The organism is Enterobacter sp. BNK-22 (assembly GCF_048684805.1).
Taxonomy (GTDB): domain Bacteria; phylum Pseudomonadota; class Gammaproteobacteria; order Enterobacterales; family Enterobacteriaceae; genus Enterobacter; species Enterobacter quasiroggenkampii.
On record NZ_JBLQTT010000001.1, the window covers coordinates 1853351 to 1867825 of the forward strand.

The window sequence follows — 14475 nt, forward strand, 5'->3', positions numbered from 1 at the left end:
TATCCTGCCGTATGCGCCCTCCGCTGACAAACGATTTAACACTGCATTTACATCAATTTCATCCCCGGTTTTATACGAGTTTCCTATAGGTTGCACTCGCTCACGCTTTTACGGGTTGCACCTTTTAAAAGTGTTAACTCCCGCATAAAAACAGGCTTCCCGGGACAAAGGCAGCACGTTTTTCCAGCCAACCATCCGTTAACAATTCATTCATTTCACGGGTTGCAAACCAGGTCACATTTAACACGGTTGCACAAAGTTGCAACATGGTGGATATTTCACGCTAACGACCAAACACGATGAAAGCACAACAGGAGCTTTGGCATGGGTATGACCACCATGGGGGTTAAGCTGGATGACGCAACCCGCGAACGGATTAAGACCGCAGCAACCCGCATTGACCGCACGCCGCACTGGTTAATTAAGCAGGCGATTTTTAACTATCTCGAAAGACTCGAGAGCGACGAGGGCCTGCCGGAGCTGCCTGCCCTGCTCGCCGGCGCCGCCAATGAAAGCGAGGAAGCGCCGGCCGCTGGCGACGAGAGCCATCAGCCGTTCCTGGAATTCGCCGAGCAGATCCTGCCGCAGTCCGTCAGCCGCGCCGCCATTACCGGCGCGTACCGTCGCGCTGAAACCGACGCCGTACCGATGCTGCTGGAGCAGGCTCGCCTGCCGGAAGCCGTTGCCGCGCAGGCGCACAGCCTGGCGTACCAGCTGGCTGACAAACTGCGTAACCAGAAGACCGCCACCGGCCGCGCCGGGATGGTTCAGGGTCTGCTGCAGGAATTTTCCCTCTCCTCACAGGAGGGCGTGGCGCTGATGTGCCTGGCGGAAGCGCTGCTGCGTATTCCAGATAAAGCCACCCGCGACGCGCTGATCCGCGACAAGATCAGCAACGGTAACTGGCATTCGCACATTGGCCGCAGCCCGTCGCTGTTCGTTAACGCCGCGACCTGGGGTCTGCTGTTTACCGGCAAACTGGTCTCCACCCATAACGAAGCCAACCTGTCACGCTCACTGAACCGCATCATCGGCAAGAGCGGCGAGCCGCTGATCCGCAAAGGCGTGGATATGGCGATGCGTCTGATGGGCGAACAGTTTGTGACCGGAGAAACCATTGCCGAAGCGCTGGCGAACGCCCGCAAGCTGGAAGATAAAGGTTTCCGCTATTCGTACGACATGCTCGGCGAAGCGGCGCTGACCGCCGCCGACGCGCAGGCCTACATGGTTTCTTACCAGCAGGCGATACACGCCATCGGTAAAGCGTCCAACGGTCGCGGTATTTATGAAGGCCCGGGCATCTCGATTAAGCTCTCCGCCCTGCACCCGCGTTACAGCCGCGCGCAGTACGACCGGGTGATGGAAGAGCTCTACCCGCGCCTGAAGTCCCTGACCCTGCTGGCGCGCCAGTATGACATCGGCATCAACATCGACGCCGAAGAGGCCGACCGTCTGGAGATCTCCCTCGATCTGCTGGAAAAACTGTGCTTCGAGCCGGAGCTGGCGGGATGGAACGGCATCGGTTTCGTTATCCAGGCCTACCAGAAGCGCTGCCCGTTCGTCATTGATTACCTGATTGACCTGGCCAGCCGTAGCCGCCGTCGCCTGATGATCCGCCTGGTGAAAGGGGCCTACTGGGACAGCGAAATCAAACGCGCCCAGATGGAAGGGCTGGAAGGCTATCCGGTTTATACCCGCAAGGTCTACACCGACGTCTCTTACCTCGCCTGCGCGAAAAAGCTGCTTGGCGTGCCGAACCTAATCTATCCACAGTTCGCCACCCACAACGCCCATACCCTGGCGGCAATCTACAGCCTGGCCGGGCAGAACTACTACCCGGGCCAGTACGAATTCCAGTGCCTGCACGGCATGGGTGAACCGCTGTACGAGCAGGTGACCGGTAAAGTGGCGGACGGCAAGCTGAACCGCCCATGCCGCATTTACGCCCCGGTAGGCACCCACGAAACCCTGCTGGCCTACCTGGTGCGTCGCCTGCTGGAAAACGGCGCGAACACCTCCTTCGTTAACCGCATCGCCGACACCACGCTGCCGCTCGACGAACTGGTCGCCGATCCGGTGCAGGCCGTTGAGAAGATGGCGGCCCAGGAAGGCCAGATTGGCCTGCCGCATCCGAAGATTGCCCTGCCGCGCGAGCTGTACGGCAAAGGCCGCGTCAACTCGGCGGGGCTGGATCTCGCCAACGAACACCGTCTGGCATCCCTCTCTTCTGCCCTGCTCAACAGCGCGCTGCAGAAGTGGCAAGCCAAACCGATGCTGGAGCAGCCCGTTGCTGACGGCGACATGCAGCCGGTCATCAACCCGGCTGAGCCAAAAGATATCGTCGGCTACGTGCGTGAAGCCACCGATGCGGAAGTGGATCAGGCGCTGGACAGCGCGGTGAATAACGCCCCTATCTGGTTCGCCACCCCGCCGCAGGAACGTGCCGCCATCCTGGAGCGCGCGGCGGTGCTGATGGAAGACCAGATGCAGTCGCTCATCGGCATTCTGGTGCGCGAAGCGGGTAAAACCTTCAGCAACGCCATCGCCGAAGTGCGCGAGGCGGTCGACTTCCTGCACTACTACGCCGGTCAGGTGCGCGATGATTTCGACAACGAAACCCACCGCCCGCTCGGCCCGGTCGTCTGTATCAGCCCGTGGAACTTCCCGCTGGCGATCTTCACCGGCCAGATTGCCGCCGCCCTGGCCGCTGGCAACAGCGTGCTGGCAAAACCGGCAGAGCAGACCCCGCTGATTGCCGCGCAGGGCATCAACATTCTTCTGGAAGCAGGCGTACCGGCGGGCGTGGTCCAGCTGCTGCCGGGCCGCGGTGAAACCGTGGGCGCCAAACTGACCTCCGATAACCGCGTGCGCGGCGTGATGTTTACCGGTTCGACCGAAGTGGCCTCGCTGCTGCAGCGCAATATTGCCACCCGTCTGGATGCGCAGGGTCGTCCTACTCCGCTTATCGCGGAAACCGGCGGTATGAACGCCATGATCGTTGACTCCTCTGCCCTCACCGAGCAGGTGGTGGTTGACGTGCTGGCCTCCGCCTTCGACAGCGCCGGTCAGCGCTGCTCCGCCCTGCGCGTGCTGTGCCTGCAGGATGACGTGGCAGACCACACGCTGAAAATGCTGCGCGGCGCGATGGCCGAATGTCGCATGGGCAACCCGGGCCGTCTCACCACCGACATCGGGCCGGTGATCGACGCGGAAGCCAAAGCCAATATTGAAAACCACATTCAGGCCATGCGGGCGAAAGGCCGTCCGGTGTTCCAGGCAGTGCGAGACAACAGCGAAGATGCCCGCGAGTGGCGTTCCGGCACCTTTGTGCCGCCTACGCTTATCGAGCTGGCAAGCTTCGACGAGCTGAAAAAAGAGGTCTTCGGTCCGGTGCTGCACGTGGTGCGCTACAACCGTAACAACCTCAACGAGCTGGTTGAGCAGATCAACGCCTCCGGCTATGGCCTGACGCTCGGCGTACATACCCGTATCGACGAGACCATCGCGCAGGTAACCGGTAGCGCCAAAGTGGGCAACCTGTACGTTAACCGCAACATGGTTGGCGCGGTCGTGGGCGTGCAGCCGTTCGGCGGTGAAGGCCTCTCCGGCACCGGCCCGAAAGCGGGCGGTCCGCTCTACCTGTACCGTCTGCTGGCGAACCGTCCTGAGAACGCGCTGGGCGTCACCCTGGCACGTCAGGATGCGGAGTATCCGGTGGATGCGCAGCTGAAAACCGTGCTGACCCAGCCGCTGGAAGCGCTGATCGCCTGGGCGGAAAAACGTCCTGAACTGCGTGCCGTGGCGCAGCAGTATGGCGAGCTGGCACAGGCCGGTACGCAGCGTCTGCTGCCGGGGCCGACCGGCGAGCGCAATACCTGGACGCTGATGCCGCGCGAGCGCGTACTGTGCGTGGCGGATAACGAGCAGGACGCGCTGGTACAGCTGGCCGCCGCGATGGCCACCGGGTGTGAAGTGCTGTGGCCGGAAGATGCGCTGCATCGCGACCTGGCCAAACAGCTGCCAAAAGCGGTCTCGGCCCGTATCCACTTCGCGAAAGCCGATGCGCTGCTGACGCAGGCGTTCGATGCCGTCATTTACCACGGTGATTCCGATCAGCTGCGCGAGCTGTGCGAGCAGGTTGCGGCCCGCAGCGGAGCAATTGTTTCGGTGCAGGGCTTCGCGCGCGGGGAAACCAACCTGCTGCTGGAGCGTCTGTACGTGGAACGCTCGCTCAGCGTCAATACCGCGGCGGCGGGGGGTAACGCCAGCCTGATGACCATCGGTTAATCGTGTAAACTCTCCCCGGTGGCGCTATGCTTACCGGGGCGACAAAACAACCGTAGGCCGGATAAGCGCAGCGCATCCGGCTTTTTTACACTGAGGGAAAGATGAAAAGAGTATTTCTCGCAGGCGCAGCACTGCTGCTGAGCGCCAGCGCGCTGGCCGACGAGTGCGACAAAGCGACCACTCAGCTTGAACTGAATACCTGTAGCGCGCAGCAATACCAGGCTGCCGATAAAAAACTCAACCAGACCTATCAGGCCGCCGTCAAGCGCGCGGAAACTCCCCAGCGCGAGCTGCTGAAAAAGGCGCAGCAGGCCTGGATTGCCCTGCGCGACGCGGACTGTGCGTTTATCGGTTCGGGGACAGAAGGCGGCAGCGTTCAGCCGATGATCGTGAATCAGTGCCTGGCGGAGAAAACCGTGGAGCGCGAAGCGTTTCTGGCCTCGCTGATGCAGTGTGAAGAGGGCGACTTAAGTTGCCCTCTCCCACCGGGGAACTAGCGCAAGCGGATCCCTTCGATAATCATCCGCTGCACGTTTTCCAGGGTGCTGTGGAAAAACGCTTCGTCCTGGAGCGTTTTTCCGGTCACCGCCTCGACCTGGGCCGCAAAGTCAGCGTAATGCTGGGTGGAGGCCCAAATCATAAAGATCAGATGATGCGGATCGACCGGGGCCAGTTTTCCGCTGGCCACCCATCCGGCGATAATGGCCGACTTATCGTCCACCAGCTGTTTTAAATCTCCGGTCAGCTCCGCCTGCAACAGCGGCGCCCCCTGCAGCATCTCAAGACAAAACAGCCGTGATGCCTGCGGGTAATCGCGCGACACCTCCAGCTTCAGGCGTATGTACTCTTTGATCGCCACCAGCGGGGCCAGCTCTTCGCGGAACGCTTTCAGCGGCGCCAGCCAGATATCGAGGATCTGCTGCATTACCGCAACATACAGCGCCTCTTTCGACGGGTAATAGTAGAGCAGATTGGTTTTGGATACCCCGGACTGCTCCGCCACCTGCTCCAGGCGCGTGCCGTGAATGCCAAACTGCGAAAAGGTCTCCAGCGCCGCGCTGAGGATCGCCTGCTTCTTGGCGCTCACCGCCTGCGAACGTTTACCTGGTGTTTTCACTGCGCCTTGTGTCATTCCCGCTCTCCTTATTCTGCGTTGCCCTCAGCATAGCAAAACCCCTGTCTCGCCACGACATCCTGCACTCCGATCGCGCATGAATGCTTGTTTTCTGTGCAATGTTTTTGACCAGTTAGTCCACATTTAATCGCATCAAACCTCCAACCTCTGATTAACACATTAATAACACTGCCATTTTTAAAACTGGCACTGCCTTTGCAAAAACACCGTTACACCTGCGACGTAATGAAGAGAGGTTCGTGATGAAAATTGGCGTATTTGTACCCATCGGCAACAACGGCTGGCTTATCTCGACCACTGCACCGCAATACATGCCGACCTTTGAGCTGAATAAAGCCATCGTGCAGAAAGCGGAGCACTACCATTTCGACTTTGCGCTTTCGATGATCAAGCTGCGCGGCTTCGGCGGCAAAACCGAATTCTGGGACCACAACCTGGAGTCCTTCACCCTGATGGCCGGGCTGGCCGCGGTCACCTCGCGGATCCAGATCTACGCCACCGCGGCCACCCTCACCCTGCCCCCGGCGATCGTGGCGCGCATGGCCTCCACCATCGACTCCATCTCCGGCGGACGCTTTGGCGTCAACCTGGTGACCGGCTGGCAAAAACCCGAGTACGAGCAGATGGGGCTCTGGCCGGGTGACGATTACTTCTCGCGTCGCTACGACTACCTGACCGAGTACGTGCAGGTCCTGCGCGATCTGTGGGGTACCGGCAAAAGCGATTTCAAGGGTGACTTCTTCACCATGAACGACTGCCGCGTCAGCCCGCAGCCGTCGGTGCCGATGAAGGTAATTTGCGCCGGGCAGAGCGACGCGGGAATGGAGTTCTCGGCGAAATACGCCGACTTTAACTTCTGCTTCGGTAAAGGCGTTAACACGCCTGCCGCCTTCGCCCCGACCGCCGCGCGCATGAAAGAAGCCGCCGACAAAACCGGGCGCGACGTGGGCTCCTACGTGCTGTTTATGGTGATTGCCGACGAAACCGACGACGCCGCGCGCGCAAAATGGGAGCGCTATAAGGACGGCGCCGACGAGGAAGCCCTGAGCTGGCTCACCGAGCAGAGCCAGAAGGACACCCGCTCCGGGGCGGATACCAACGTTCGTCAGATGGCCGACCCGACCTCCGCCGTCAATATCAACATGGGCACGCTGGTCGGCTCGTACGCCAGCGTTGCCAGAATGCTCGATGAAGTGGCGGCCGTTCCCGGTGCGGAAGGCGTCCTGCTGACCTTCGATGACTTCCTCACCGGCGTGGAGATCTTCGGCGAGCGCATCCAGCCGCTGATGCAGTGCCGCGCCCACATCCCTGCCGTCACGAAGGAGGTGGCGTAATGACAACCCTTAACGCACGCCCGGAAGCCATTACCTTCACGCCACAGCAGAGCGCGCTGATCGTGGTGGACATGCAAAACGCCTACGCCAGCCCCGGTGGTTATCTTGATCTGGCGGGCTTCGACGTCTCCGCTACGCAGCCTGTGATAGCGAATATCAAAACCGCCGTCGCCGCCGCGCGCGCTGCGGGCATGCTTATCATATGGTTCCAGAACGGCTGGGATGACCAGTACGTTGAGGCCGGTGGCCCCGGTTCACCGAACTTCCACAAGTCGAACGCCCTGAAAACCATGCGCAAGCGGCCCGAACTGCAGGGCAAGCTGCTGGCGAAGGGCGGCTGGGATTATCAGCTGGTGGATGAGCTGGTCCCGCAGGCGGACGATATCGTCCTGCCGAAACCGCGCTACAGCGGCTTTTTCAACACGCCGCTCGACAGCCTGCTGCGCAGCCGGGGCATTCGCCACCTGGTCTTCACCGGCATTGCCACCAACGTTTGCGTGGAGTCGACCCTGCGCGACGGCTTTTTCCTCGAGTATTTCGGCGTGGTGCTGGAAGACGCGACCCATCAGGCCGGGCCGGATTTCGCCCAGAAGGCGGCCCTGTTCAATATCGAAACCTTTTTTGGCTGGGTCAGTAACGTTGCGGATTTCTGCGACGCCCTGAATCCCCCGCTCGCCCGTATCGCCTGAGGAGACGCACGATGCCGAAATCCGTAATCATCCCGCCGGGCACCAGCACGCCAATCGCCCCGTTTGTCCCCGGCACCCTCGCCGACGGCGTGGTGTATGTCTCCGGCACGCTGCCATTTGATAAAGACAACAACGTGGTGTTTATCAACGACCCAAAGGCGCAAACCCGCCACGTGCTGGAGACGATCAAAACCGTGATCGAAACGGCGGGTGGCACGATGGAGGATGTGACCTTCAACAGCATCTTTATCACCGACTGGAAAAACTACGCCGCGATTAATGAAATCTACGCGGAGTTCTTCCCCGGCGATAAACCGGCCCGGTTCTGCATTCAGTGCGGGCTGGTGAAGCCAGACGCGCTGGTTGAGATCGCCACCGTTGCGCACATCGCGAAGTGAGGCGGCCATGAAACTCTCCGTCTCACCGCCCCCGTATGAGGGTGCGCCCGTGGTGGTCCTTATTGCCGGTCTCGGCGGCAGCGGCAGCTACTGGTTGCCCCAGCTGGCCGCGCTGGAACCGGAATATCAGGTGGTGTGTTATGACCAGCGTGGAACGGGCACTAACCCCGACGCCCTGCCGGAAGGCTACAGCCTGGCACAGATGGCAGACGAACTGGCCCAGGCGCTGGCTGAGGCCGGGATCGCGCGCTACAGCGTTGTCGGCCATGCGCTGGGGGCACTGGTCGGCCTGCAGCTGGCCCTCGACCGCCCCGACGCCCTCACCGCGCTGGTGTGCGTCAACGGCTGGTTGACCCTCAATGCCCACACCCGCCGCTGCTTTCAGATCCGCGAGCGCCTGCTGCATTACGGTGGCCCGCAGGCGTGGGTTGAGGCGCAGCCGCTGTTTCTCTACCCGGCAGACTGGATGGCCGCTCGCGCTCCCCGCCTGGAGGCCGAAGAAGCGCTGGCGCTGGCTCATTTCCAGGGCAAAGCCAACCTGCTGCACCGGCTCAGCGCCCTGAAAAAGGCTGACTTCAGCCGCCATGCGGCGCGCATTCGCTGCCCGGTACAGATCATCTGTTCCGCCGACGACATGCTGGTGCCCTCTGTCTGCTCGTCTGAGCTGCAGGCAGCGATCCCGCACAGCAACAGCGCGGTGATGCGTCAGGGCGGCCATGCCTGCAACGTCACCGAGCCGGACACCTTTAACACCCTGCTGCTTAACGGGCTGGCCAGCCTGCTGCACAGTCATGAACCCGCTTTATAAGGAGCTGTAATGAGCGAAGCCATTAATCCCACCGCGCTGGAAACGCTGTTCACCGGCGCCCGCACCCATAACGGCTGGCAGGATATTGCCGTCAGCGACGAGACGCTGCGCGAAATCTACGACCTGATGAAATGGGGTCCAACCTCCGCCAACTGCTCCCCGGCACGCATTGTGTTTGTGCGAAGCGCGGAGGGAAAAGATAAGCTGCGCCCGGCGCTCTCCAGCGGCAACCTGGAGAAAACGCTCACCGCCCCGGTCACGGCGATTGTGGCCTGGGACAGTGAATTCTACGAGCGCCTGCCTGAACTGTTCCCGCACGGCGATGCCAGAAGCTGGTTTACCGCAAGCCCCGCGCTGGCGGAAGAGACCGCCTTTCGCAACAGCTCGCTGCAGGCCGCCTACATGATTTTCGCCTGTCGCGCGCTGGGGCTGGACACCGGCCCGATGTCGGGCTTTGACCGCCAAAAGGTCGACGAGGCCTTTTTCACCGGCACGACGCTTAAAAGCAATCTGCTGATCAACATCGGCTACGGCGACCCGGGCAAACTTTACGGCCGCCTGCCGCGCCTGACATTCGACGATGCCTGCGGGCTGGCGTAAGGAGCGATCATGACGACACCGGATAAGCAAACCTTTCGCGACGCCATGGCCTGCGTCGGCGCGGCGGTGAATATCATCACCACCGACGGTCCGGCGGGGATGGCAGGCTTCACCGCCAGCGCGGTGTGCAGCGTCACGGATTCACCGCCCACCCTGCTGGTGTGCCTGAACCGCGGCGCGTCCGTCTGGCCGACGTTCAGCGAGAACCGCACGCTGTGCGTCAATACCCTCAGCGCCGGACAGGAGCCGCTCTCAAACCTGTTTGGCGGCAAAACGCCCATGGAAGAACGCTTCGCCGCCGCCCGCTGGCAAACGGGCGACACGGGATGTCCGCGTCTGGAGGATGCGCTGGCCTCGTTTGACTGCCGCATCAGCCAGGTGGTGAGCGTCGGCACCCATGACATTCTGTTCTGCGACATCGTTTCGATTATTCGCCACCCCGCGCCGCAGGGCCTGGTGTGGTTTGACCGCGGCTACCACGCGCTGATGCGACCCGCCTGTTAAGGCGCTCTAAGGAGACAGACCATGTTCGGATTTCCCCACTGGCAGTTGAAATCGACCTCCACAGACGCTGGCGTGGTCGCGCCGGATGAACGCCTCCCGCTCGGGCAGACGATGGTGATGGGCGTCCAGCACGCGGTCGCCATGTTTGGCGCCACGGTGCTGATGCCGATGCTGATGGGACTGGATCCCAACCTCTCGATTCTGATGTCCGGTATCGGCACCCTGCTGTTCTTTTTTGTCACCGGCGGGCGCGTGCCCAGCTATCTGGGATCCAGCGCCGCCTTTGTCGGCGTGGTGATCGCCACCACCGGATTTAACGGCCAGGGAATCAACCCCAACCTGAGCGTGGCCCTCGGCGGCATCATCGCCTGCGGTCTGGTGTATACCCTGATTGGTCTGGTGGTGATGAAAATCGGTACGCGCTGGATAGAGCGAATGATGCCTCCGGTCGTGACGGGCGCCGTGGTGATGGCGATTGGCCTTAACCTTGCGCCGATCGCGGTCAGGAGCGTCTCCGCCTCGCCGTTTGAAAGCTGGATGGCCGTCGTGACCGTGCTGTGCATCGGCCTGGTAGCGGTGTTTACGCGAGGGATGATCCAGCGGCTGCTGATCCTGGTCGGGCTGATTGTTGCCTGTCTGGTGTATGCCCTGCTGGCGAACGTTTTTGGTCTCGGCAAGCCGGTTGATTTTACCCTGCTGCATCATGCCGCCTGGTTCGGCCTGCCGAAGGTGACCTCGCCCACCTTTAACACCCAGGCGATGATGCTCATCGCCCCCGTCGCCGTTATCCTGGTGGCGGAAAACCTGGGTCACCTGAAGGCGGTCGCGGGGATGACCGGACGCAGTATGGACCCCTACATGGGCCGCGCGTTCGTCGGCGACGGGCTGGCGACCATGCTTTCGGGCTCAGTCGGCGGCAGCGGCGTCACCACCTATGCCGAGAATATCGGCGTGATGGCGGTGACCAAAGTCTATTCGACGCTGGTCTTTGTCGCGGCGGCGGTGATGGCGATGCTGCTCGGCTTCTCGCCGAAATTCGGCGCGCTGATCCACACCATTCCGTCACCGGTGATCGGCGGGGCCTCAATCGTGGTGTTTGGGCTGATCGCCGTGGCCGGCGCGCGGATCTGGGTGCAGCATCGGGTCGATCTCAGCCAGAACGGCAACCTGATTATGGTGGCCGTTACGCTGGTGCTGGGCGCGGGCGATTTTGCCCTGACGCTGGGCGGGTTTACGATCGGCGGGATTGGCACGGCGACCTTTGGCGCGATCCTGCTTAACGCCCTGCTGAGCCGCCGGATGGCCGCTGCGCCGCAGGGCGAGGTGGTGCGTCAGGAGTCGTGAAATCTCAATGTCGGGTGACGGCGACGCCTTACCCGACCTTTATGTTCGCTAAGAACACCTTTATGTCAGGCAATCACACCTGCTCAAACAGTCGTTCGATAGATTTTGTAGGAAAGAAAAGAGAGTGGCTGTTTTCACCCGTCAGCGGAATAAAACCCTGCTTCAGATAAAATCGTTTTGCCCGGTCATTGAGTGCATCAACAAATATTCCGTGTACGCCCACCGCCTGCGATGCCAGATAGACAACCCGCATGGCATGCGTGACGAGCGTCGTTCCCCACTCCTGTCCCTGCAGGTCTTCATGTATCGCCAGACGTCCCAGCGTTACGCTCGGTACGTTGCTATAAGGGATCCGACGCTGCTGAGTCCTGGAAGGCAGCATCGCTTTTTCAAAGCAACTTCCCGATAACGTGTAATAGCCCAGGACTCGCGGACCATCGCGATCTTTAAGCAGATAGCCTCGTAAAATACGCCCATTGTGCTGACGCACCAGATGTTCTGTGAGGAAGACATTTAGCGAGGGTTCACCACAATCGAAGTCCCTGAAATCATAATCTTTTCCCTCTGAAAACATTTCGATCGTGAGATTTTCCACGACGCTTCACTCCATGTTTCGAAGACGTTTTGCCGCTCGCTTCAGGCGTTCATTTGGCTCTGGCGGATTGTCGATGGCATCCATCACGGCATTCCATGATGCTTCGTTTAAGACGAGACGCCGATGCTGTTCAATGACCTCTGCAGCGCGCTCTGACGCACTGTTCACCATAAACTGGGTGATCGTTTGGTTCGTCATCGCTGCCGCTTCTTCAATCATTGTTTTGTCTTCGTCCGTTAAGCGAAGATCGATACGCTGTTTTTTCAGTGCTGGCATGGTTTACTTCACCGTGTACGGTATTTATCCGTACATATCGTAGATAAACCCGTCTGTTTTTTCAATCTAAACCTTCTTCAGCAGTCATGTCGCTCACCGCGTTCCGACGCTTTCTGAGCTTCAACTCGCTCACCAGCACCCCGGCGACAATAAACGCCGCGCCCACCAGGGCCAGCAGCGGCAGACGTTCCCCGGCCAGTCGCCCGAAAATGCCCGCCCAGACCGGTTCACCGGTGTAAATGACCGTTGCCCGGGTTGGCGATACGCTACGCTGCGCCCAGTTCATGGTGACCTGAATAATGGCGCTGAAAATCCCCAGCCCCAGCGCCACCACGACCAGGCCGGTGGACATCGGCGGCACGGACTCCCCTGCCGGCACCATCGTCGCAAAGGCCACCAGCGAGGCTGTGGCGAGCTGCACCACCGTCACCCGCTTAACGTCCACCTTGCCCGCCCAGGCGCTGATCAGAATAATTTCCGCCGCAATGGCAATCGCCCCAATCAGGGTGATGATCTCGCCCGGCCCCAGCGCCAGGAGGTTGTTTTCGGGCCCGGCCAGCAAAATCAGACCGATAAACGCCAGCACGATGCCAATACAGGACATCAGACCCGGCAGCCGCCCCAGGCACAGCCATTGTAGTAGCGGCACCAGGGGAACATACATGGCGGTGATAAACGCGGATTTGCTGCTGGAGATGGTCTGCAATCCCCACGTCTGCAGGCTGTAGCCCATGGCTATCGCCACCCCAATCGCCACGCCCGCCTTAAGCTCTTTCAGCGTCAGACCCCGCAGCGTTTTAAGGGATATTAGCCCCACGGCTATCGCCGCCGTTGCAAAGCGCAGACCAACAAAAAAGAACGGATCGCTAAGGGTCACCGCGTACTGAACGGCCAGAAACGTCCCGCCCCAGAACATGGTGATGAGAATGAGGATGGCTTCCTGCGGTTTAACGGAGAATTTAAAGCGTGAGACAGACATGCGGCACCAGCAAGTGAGAACAATTCTGTAGTGTGCGTTGCCTTTGGTTACAGTTCAATGTTGCAGAAATAAAAAAACCGCCGGGATATCCCGGCGGCAGGGGTTCAACCCGGCGTGTTACTTACTGCTGCCGTGGCTGTTTTTCCCCCTTTCTTGCCAGCTTCAGATGCGCGTTGCGGGTCATTCTTGAAGTTACCCCCGCTATGCTGGCCACCTTTACGGCCTGCTTCTGATGCTCTTTCACGGTCTTCTGCGAAATTACCTGAACCACCACGATGGTTTGCCATCTCTAACCTCCAGAATGTGAAACATTAGACATCATATTGCATTCAGTAAAAGAGGATTCTTTCACCTCGCGGCTCAAGGACAACGCCTTTATCTGTGCCGCGTGAAACTAAGCTTAGTGGAATGAGGTCATCCGGCAAGCCGAAGGTAATATCCTGCAACATGATCTCAGTCTTTCGGGTGAGATGACGCGGCGGCAATCCATAAGCCTTTCTTATCATTTTAAAAATCCGCACCGGGAAAGTTGTATCATTTTGCTACAAAGTCATTTTTCTCCTCATGTTGTTATAAATCAAATAAATGGCGTTCATTTTTGCAGTCTGGCTGTGATGACATATCTTTAAAAGAGCGCAGCGATCCGCTGTCAGAGAAACCAACGAGGAGTGAAGCAAAATGGCAAAAGTTCTGGTGCTCTATTATTCCATGTATGGACACATTGAAACCATGGCTCACGCGGTAGCAGAAGGTGCAAACAGGGTTGATGGCGTAGAGGTTGTGGTGAAACGCGTACCGGAAACCATGCAGGCGGAAGCCTTCGCGAAAGCCGGGGGAAAAACGCAAAACGCCCCGGTCGCCACCCCGCAGGAGCTGGCGGATTATGATGCCATTATCTTCGGCACCCCGACCCGCTTCGGCAACATGTCAGGCCAGATGCGCACCTTCCTCGATCAAACCGGCGGACTTTGGGCATCCGGGGCGCTCTACGGCAAACTCGCCAGCGTATTCAGCTCTACCGGGACCGGCGGCGGTCAGGAGCAGACGATTACCTCAACCTGGACTACCCTTGCTCATCACGGGATGGTGATTGTGCCGATTGGCTACGGCGCGCAGGAGCTGTTTGATATTTCCCAGGTGCGCGGCGGTACGCCGTACGGCGCAACCACCATTGCCGGTGGGGATGGCTCACGTCAGCCAAGCAATGAAGAACTGTCTATCGCCCGCTATCAGGGTGAATACGTCGCGGGTCTGGCCAAAAAACTGAACGGCTAACACCCAACAGGAGGACAAGCATGCCAACTCAAGAATCCAAAGCTCACCACGTGGGCGAATGGGCAAGTTTACGCAACACCTCTCCGGAGATTGCCGAAGCTATCTTTGAAGTCGCGAAATACGATGAAAAGCTGGCCGAGCAGATTTGGGAGGAAGGTAACGATGAGGTGCTGGTGCGCGCCTTCGAAAAAACGGACAAAGACTCGCTCTTCTGGGGTGAGCAAACCATCGAACGTAAAAACGTCTAAGCG

The 14475-nt window shown here is 59.8% G+C and carries 16 protein-coding genes; 11 read left to right on the forward strand and 5 right to left on the reverse strand.

Going from position 1 to position 14475, the window contains the following annotated elements; translation table 11 throughout:
• Positions 1 to 324: 324 nt before the first annotated feature.
• Together putA and ACMGGE_RS08795 are read left to right on the forward strand one after the other, a co-directional pair.
• Positions 325 to 4287, forward strand: coding sequence for a trifunctional transcriptional regulator/proline dehydrogenase/L-glutamate gamma-semialdehyde dehydrogenase (putA, locus tag ACMGGE_RS08790; protein WP_420293664.1), 3963 nt, complete (start codon positions 325 to 327; stop codon positions 4285 to 4287).
• Positions 4288 to 4388: 101 nt separating this feature from the next.
• On the forward strand, positions 4389 to 4784 hold the full coding sequence (locus ACMGGE_RS08795) for a lysozyme inhibitor LprI family protein (RefSeq protein ID WP_063621350.1): 396 nt from the start codon (positions 4389 to 4391) through the stop codon (positions 4782 to 4784).
• On the opposite strand, the gene rutR is transcribed toward ACMGGE_RS08795, so the two are convergent.
• A complete protein-coding gene (gene rutR / locus ACMGGE_RS08800) occupies positions 4781 to 5419 on the reverse strand; it encodes an HTH-type transcriptional regulator RutR (protein WP_008499819.1) in 639 nt (212 codons plus the stop codon). The two genes, ACMGGE_RS08795 and rutR, sit on opposite strands and share 4 nt — an antisense overlap.
• Before the next feature lie 245 nt (positions 5420 to 5664).
• Between rutR and rutA the strand changes: the two genes are divergently transcribed.
• From rutA to rutG, 7 genes are read left to right on the forward strand one after another with little or no spacing between them, the layout of a single operon-like run.
• Positions 5665 to 6756, forward strand: coding sequence for a pyrimidine utilization protein A (gene rutA, locus ACMGGE_RS08805; protein ID WP_420293665.1), 1092 nt, complete (start codon positions 5665 to 5667; stop codon positions 6754 to 6756).
• A complete protein-coding gene (rutB, locus tag ACMGGE_RS08810) occupies positions 6756 to 7445 on the forward strand; it encodes a pyrimidine utilization protein B (RefSeq protein ID WP_048027351.1) in 690 nt (229 codons plus the stop codon). The genes rutA and rutB overlap by 1 nt, the downstream gene beginning before the upstream one ends.
• A gap of 11 nt (positions 7446 to 7456) precedes the next feature.
• Entirely contained in the window at positions 7457 to 7843 is a 387-nt protein-coding gene (rutC, locus tag ACMGGE_RS08815; protein ID WP_008499822.1) for a pyrimidine utilization protein C, read from the forward strand.
• Between the two features lie 7 nt (positions 7844 to 7850).
• Entirely contained in the window at positions 7851 to 8651 is an 801-nt protein-coding gene (gene rutD, locus ACMGGE_RS08820) for a pyrimidine utilization protein D (protein ID WP_262801865.1), read from the forward strand.
• 9 nt (positions 8652 to 8660) lie between these two features.
• Positions 8661 to 9251: a malonic semialdehyde reductase gene (locus ACMGGE_RS08825; RefSeq protein ID WP_048222475.1), complete on the forward strand. Its 591-nt coding sequence runs from the start codon at positions 8661 to 8663 to the stop codon at positions 9249 to 9251.
• A gap of 9 nt (positions 9252 to 9260) precedes the next feature.
• Positions 9261 to 9755 (forward strand): NADH-dependent FMN reductase RutF, encoded by a 495-nt coding sequence (rutF, locus tag ACMGGE_RS08830; protein WP_023327078.1) that lies wholly within the window; start codon positions 9261 to 9263, stop codon positions 9753 to 9755.
• Positions 9756 to 9776: 21 nt separating this feature from the next.
• On the forward strand, positions 9777 to 11099 hold the full coding sequence (rutG, locus tag ACMGGE_RS08835; protein WP_420289723.1) for a pyrimidine utilization transport protein G: 1323 nt from the start codon (positions 9777 to 9779) through the stop codon (positions 11097 to 11099).
• Positions 11100 to 11172: 73 nt separating this feature from the next.
• Here rutG and ACMGGE_RS08840 read toward each other — a convergent pair whose 3' ends face one another.
• The 4 genes from ACMGGE_RS08840 to ACMGGE_RS08855 all read right to left on the reverse strand — a co-directional run bounded on the left by ACMGGE_RS08840 (position 11173) and on the right by ACMGGE_RS08855 (position 13236).
• Positions 11173 to 11694 carry a GNAT family N-acetyltransferase gene (locus ACMGGE_RS08840; protein WP_420293666.1) on the reverse strand — a complete coding sequence of 174 codons (522 nt, stop codon included), beginning with the start codon at positions 11692 to 11694 and terminating at the stop codon, positions 11173 to 11175.
• Between the two features lie 6 nt (positions 11695 to 11700).
• Positions 11701 to 11970 carry a DUF1778 domain-containing protein gene (locus tag ACMGGE_RS08845; RefSeq protein WP_008499829.1) on the reverse strand — a complete coding sequence of 90 codons (270 nt, stop codon included), beginning with the start codon at positions 11968 to 11970 and terminating at the stop codon, positions 11701 to 11703.
• 61 nt (positions 11971 to 12031) lie between these two features.
• Entirely contained in the window at positions 12032 to 12949 is a 918-nt protein-coding gene (locus tag ACMGGE_RS08850) for a DMT family transporter (RefSeq protein ID WP_334755986.1), read from the reverse strand.
• Positions 12950 to 13053: 104 nt separating this feature from the next.
• Positions 13054 to 13236: a general stress protein gene (locus ACMGGE_RS08855; RefSeq protein WP_420289722.1), complete on the reverse strand. Its 183-nt coding sequence runs from the start codon at positions 13234 to 13236 to the stop codon at positions 13054 to 13056.
• A gap of 391 nt (positions 13237 to 13627) precedes the next feature.
• Here ACMGGE_RS08855 and wrbA point away from each other — a divergent pair, with 391 nt between their 5' ends.
• Both wrbA and ACMGGE_RS08865 read left to right on the forward strand, forming a co-directional pair.
• Positions 13628 to 14224 (forward strand): NAD(P)H:quinone oxidoreductase, encoded by a 597-nt coding sequence (gene wrbA / locus ACMGGE_RS08860; protein ID WP_008499831.1) that lies wholly within the window; start codon positions 13628 to 13630, stop codon positions 14222 to 14224.
• 20 nt (positions 14225 to 14244) lie between these two features.
• Positions 14245 to 14472 carry a YccJ family protein gene (locus ACMGGE_RS08865; protein WP_008499832.1) on the forward strand — a complete coding sequence of 76 codons (228 nt, stop codon included), beginning with the start codon at positions 14245 to 14247 and terminating at the stop codon, positions 14470 to 14472.
• The last annotated feature ends 3 nt before the right edge of the window (positions 14473 to 14475 follow it).

Bases quoted from the DNA above. Each gene is read 5' to 3' on its own strand.
- putA (WP_420293664.1), top strand. From the start codon at position 325: ATGGGTATGACCACCATGGGGGTTAAGCTGGATGACGCAACCCGCGAA.
- ACMGGE_RS08795 (WP_063621350.1), top strand. From the start codon at position 4,389: ATGAAAAGAGTATTTCTCGCAGGCGCAGCACTGCTGCTGAGCGCCAGC.
- rutR (WP_008499819.1), bottom strand. From the start codon at position 5,419: ATGACACAAGGCGCAGTGAAAACACCAGGTAAACGTTCGCAGGCGGTG.
- rutA (WP_420293665.1), top strand. From the start codon at position 5,665: ATGAAAATTGGCGTATTTGTACCCATCGGCAACAACGGCTGGCTTATC.
- rutB (WP_048027351.1), top strand. From the start codon at position 6,756: ATGACAACCCTTAACGCACGCCCGGAAGCCATTACCTTCACGCCACAG.
- rutC (WP_008499822.1), top strand. From the start codon at position 7,457: ATGCCGAAATCCGTAATCATCCCGCCGGGCACCAGCACGCCAATCGCC.
- rutD (WP_262801865.1), top strand. From the start codon at position 7,851: ATGAAACTCTCCGTCTCACCGCCCCCGTATGAGGGTGCGCCCGTGGTG.
- ACMGGE_RS08825 (WP_048222475.1), top strand. From the start codon at position 8,661: ATGAGCGAAGCCATTAATCCCACCGCGCTGGAAACGCTGTTCACCGGC.
- rutF (WP_023327078.1), top strand. From the start codon at position 9,261: ATGACGACACCGGATAAGCAAACCTTTCGCGACGCCATGGCCTGCGTC.
- rutG (WP_420289723.1), top strand. From the start codon at position 9,777: ATGTTCGGATTTCCCCACTGGCAGTTGAAATCGACCTCCACAGACGCT.
- ACMGGE_RS08845 (WP_008499829.1), bottom strand. From the start codon at position 11,970: ATGCCAGCACTGAAAAAACAGCGTATCGATCTTCGCTTAACGGACGAA.
- ACMGGE_RS08850 (WP_334755986.1), bottom strand. From the start codon at position 12,949: ATGTCTGTCTCACGCTTTAAATTCTCCGTTAAACCGCAGGAAGCCATC.
- ACMGGE_RS08855 (WP_420289722.1), bottom strand. From the start codon at position 13,236: ATGGCAAACCATCGTGGTGGTTCAGGTAATTTCGCAGAAGACCGTGAA.
- wrbA (WP_008499831.1), top strand. From the start codon at position 13,628: ATGGCAAAAGTTCTGGTGCTCTATTATTCCATGTATGGACACATTGAA.
- ACMGGE_RS08865 (WP_008499832.1), top strand. From the start codon at position 14,245: ATGCCAACTCAAGAATCCAAAGCTCACCACGTGGGCGAATGGGCAAGT.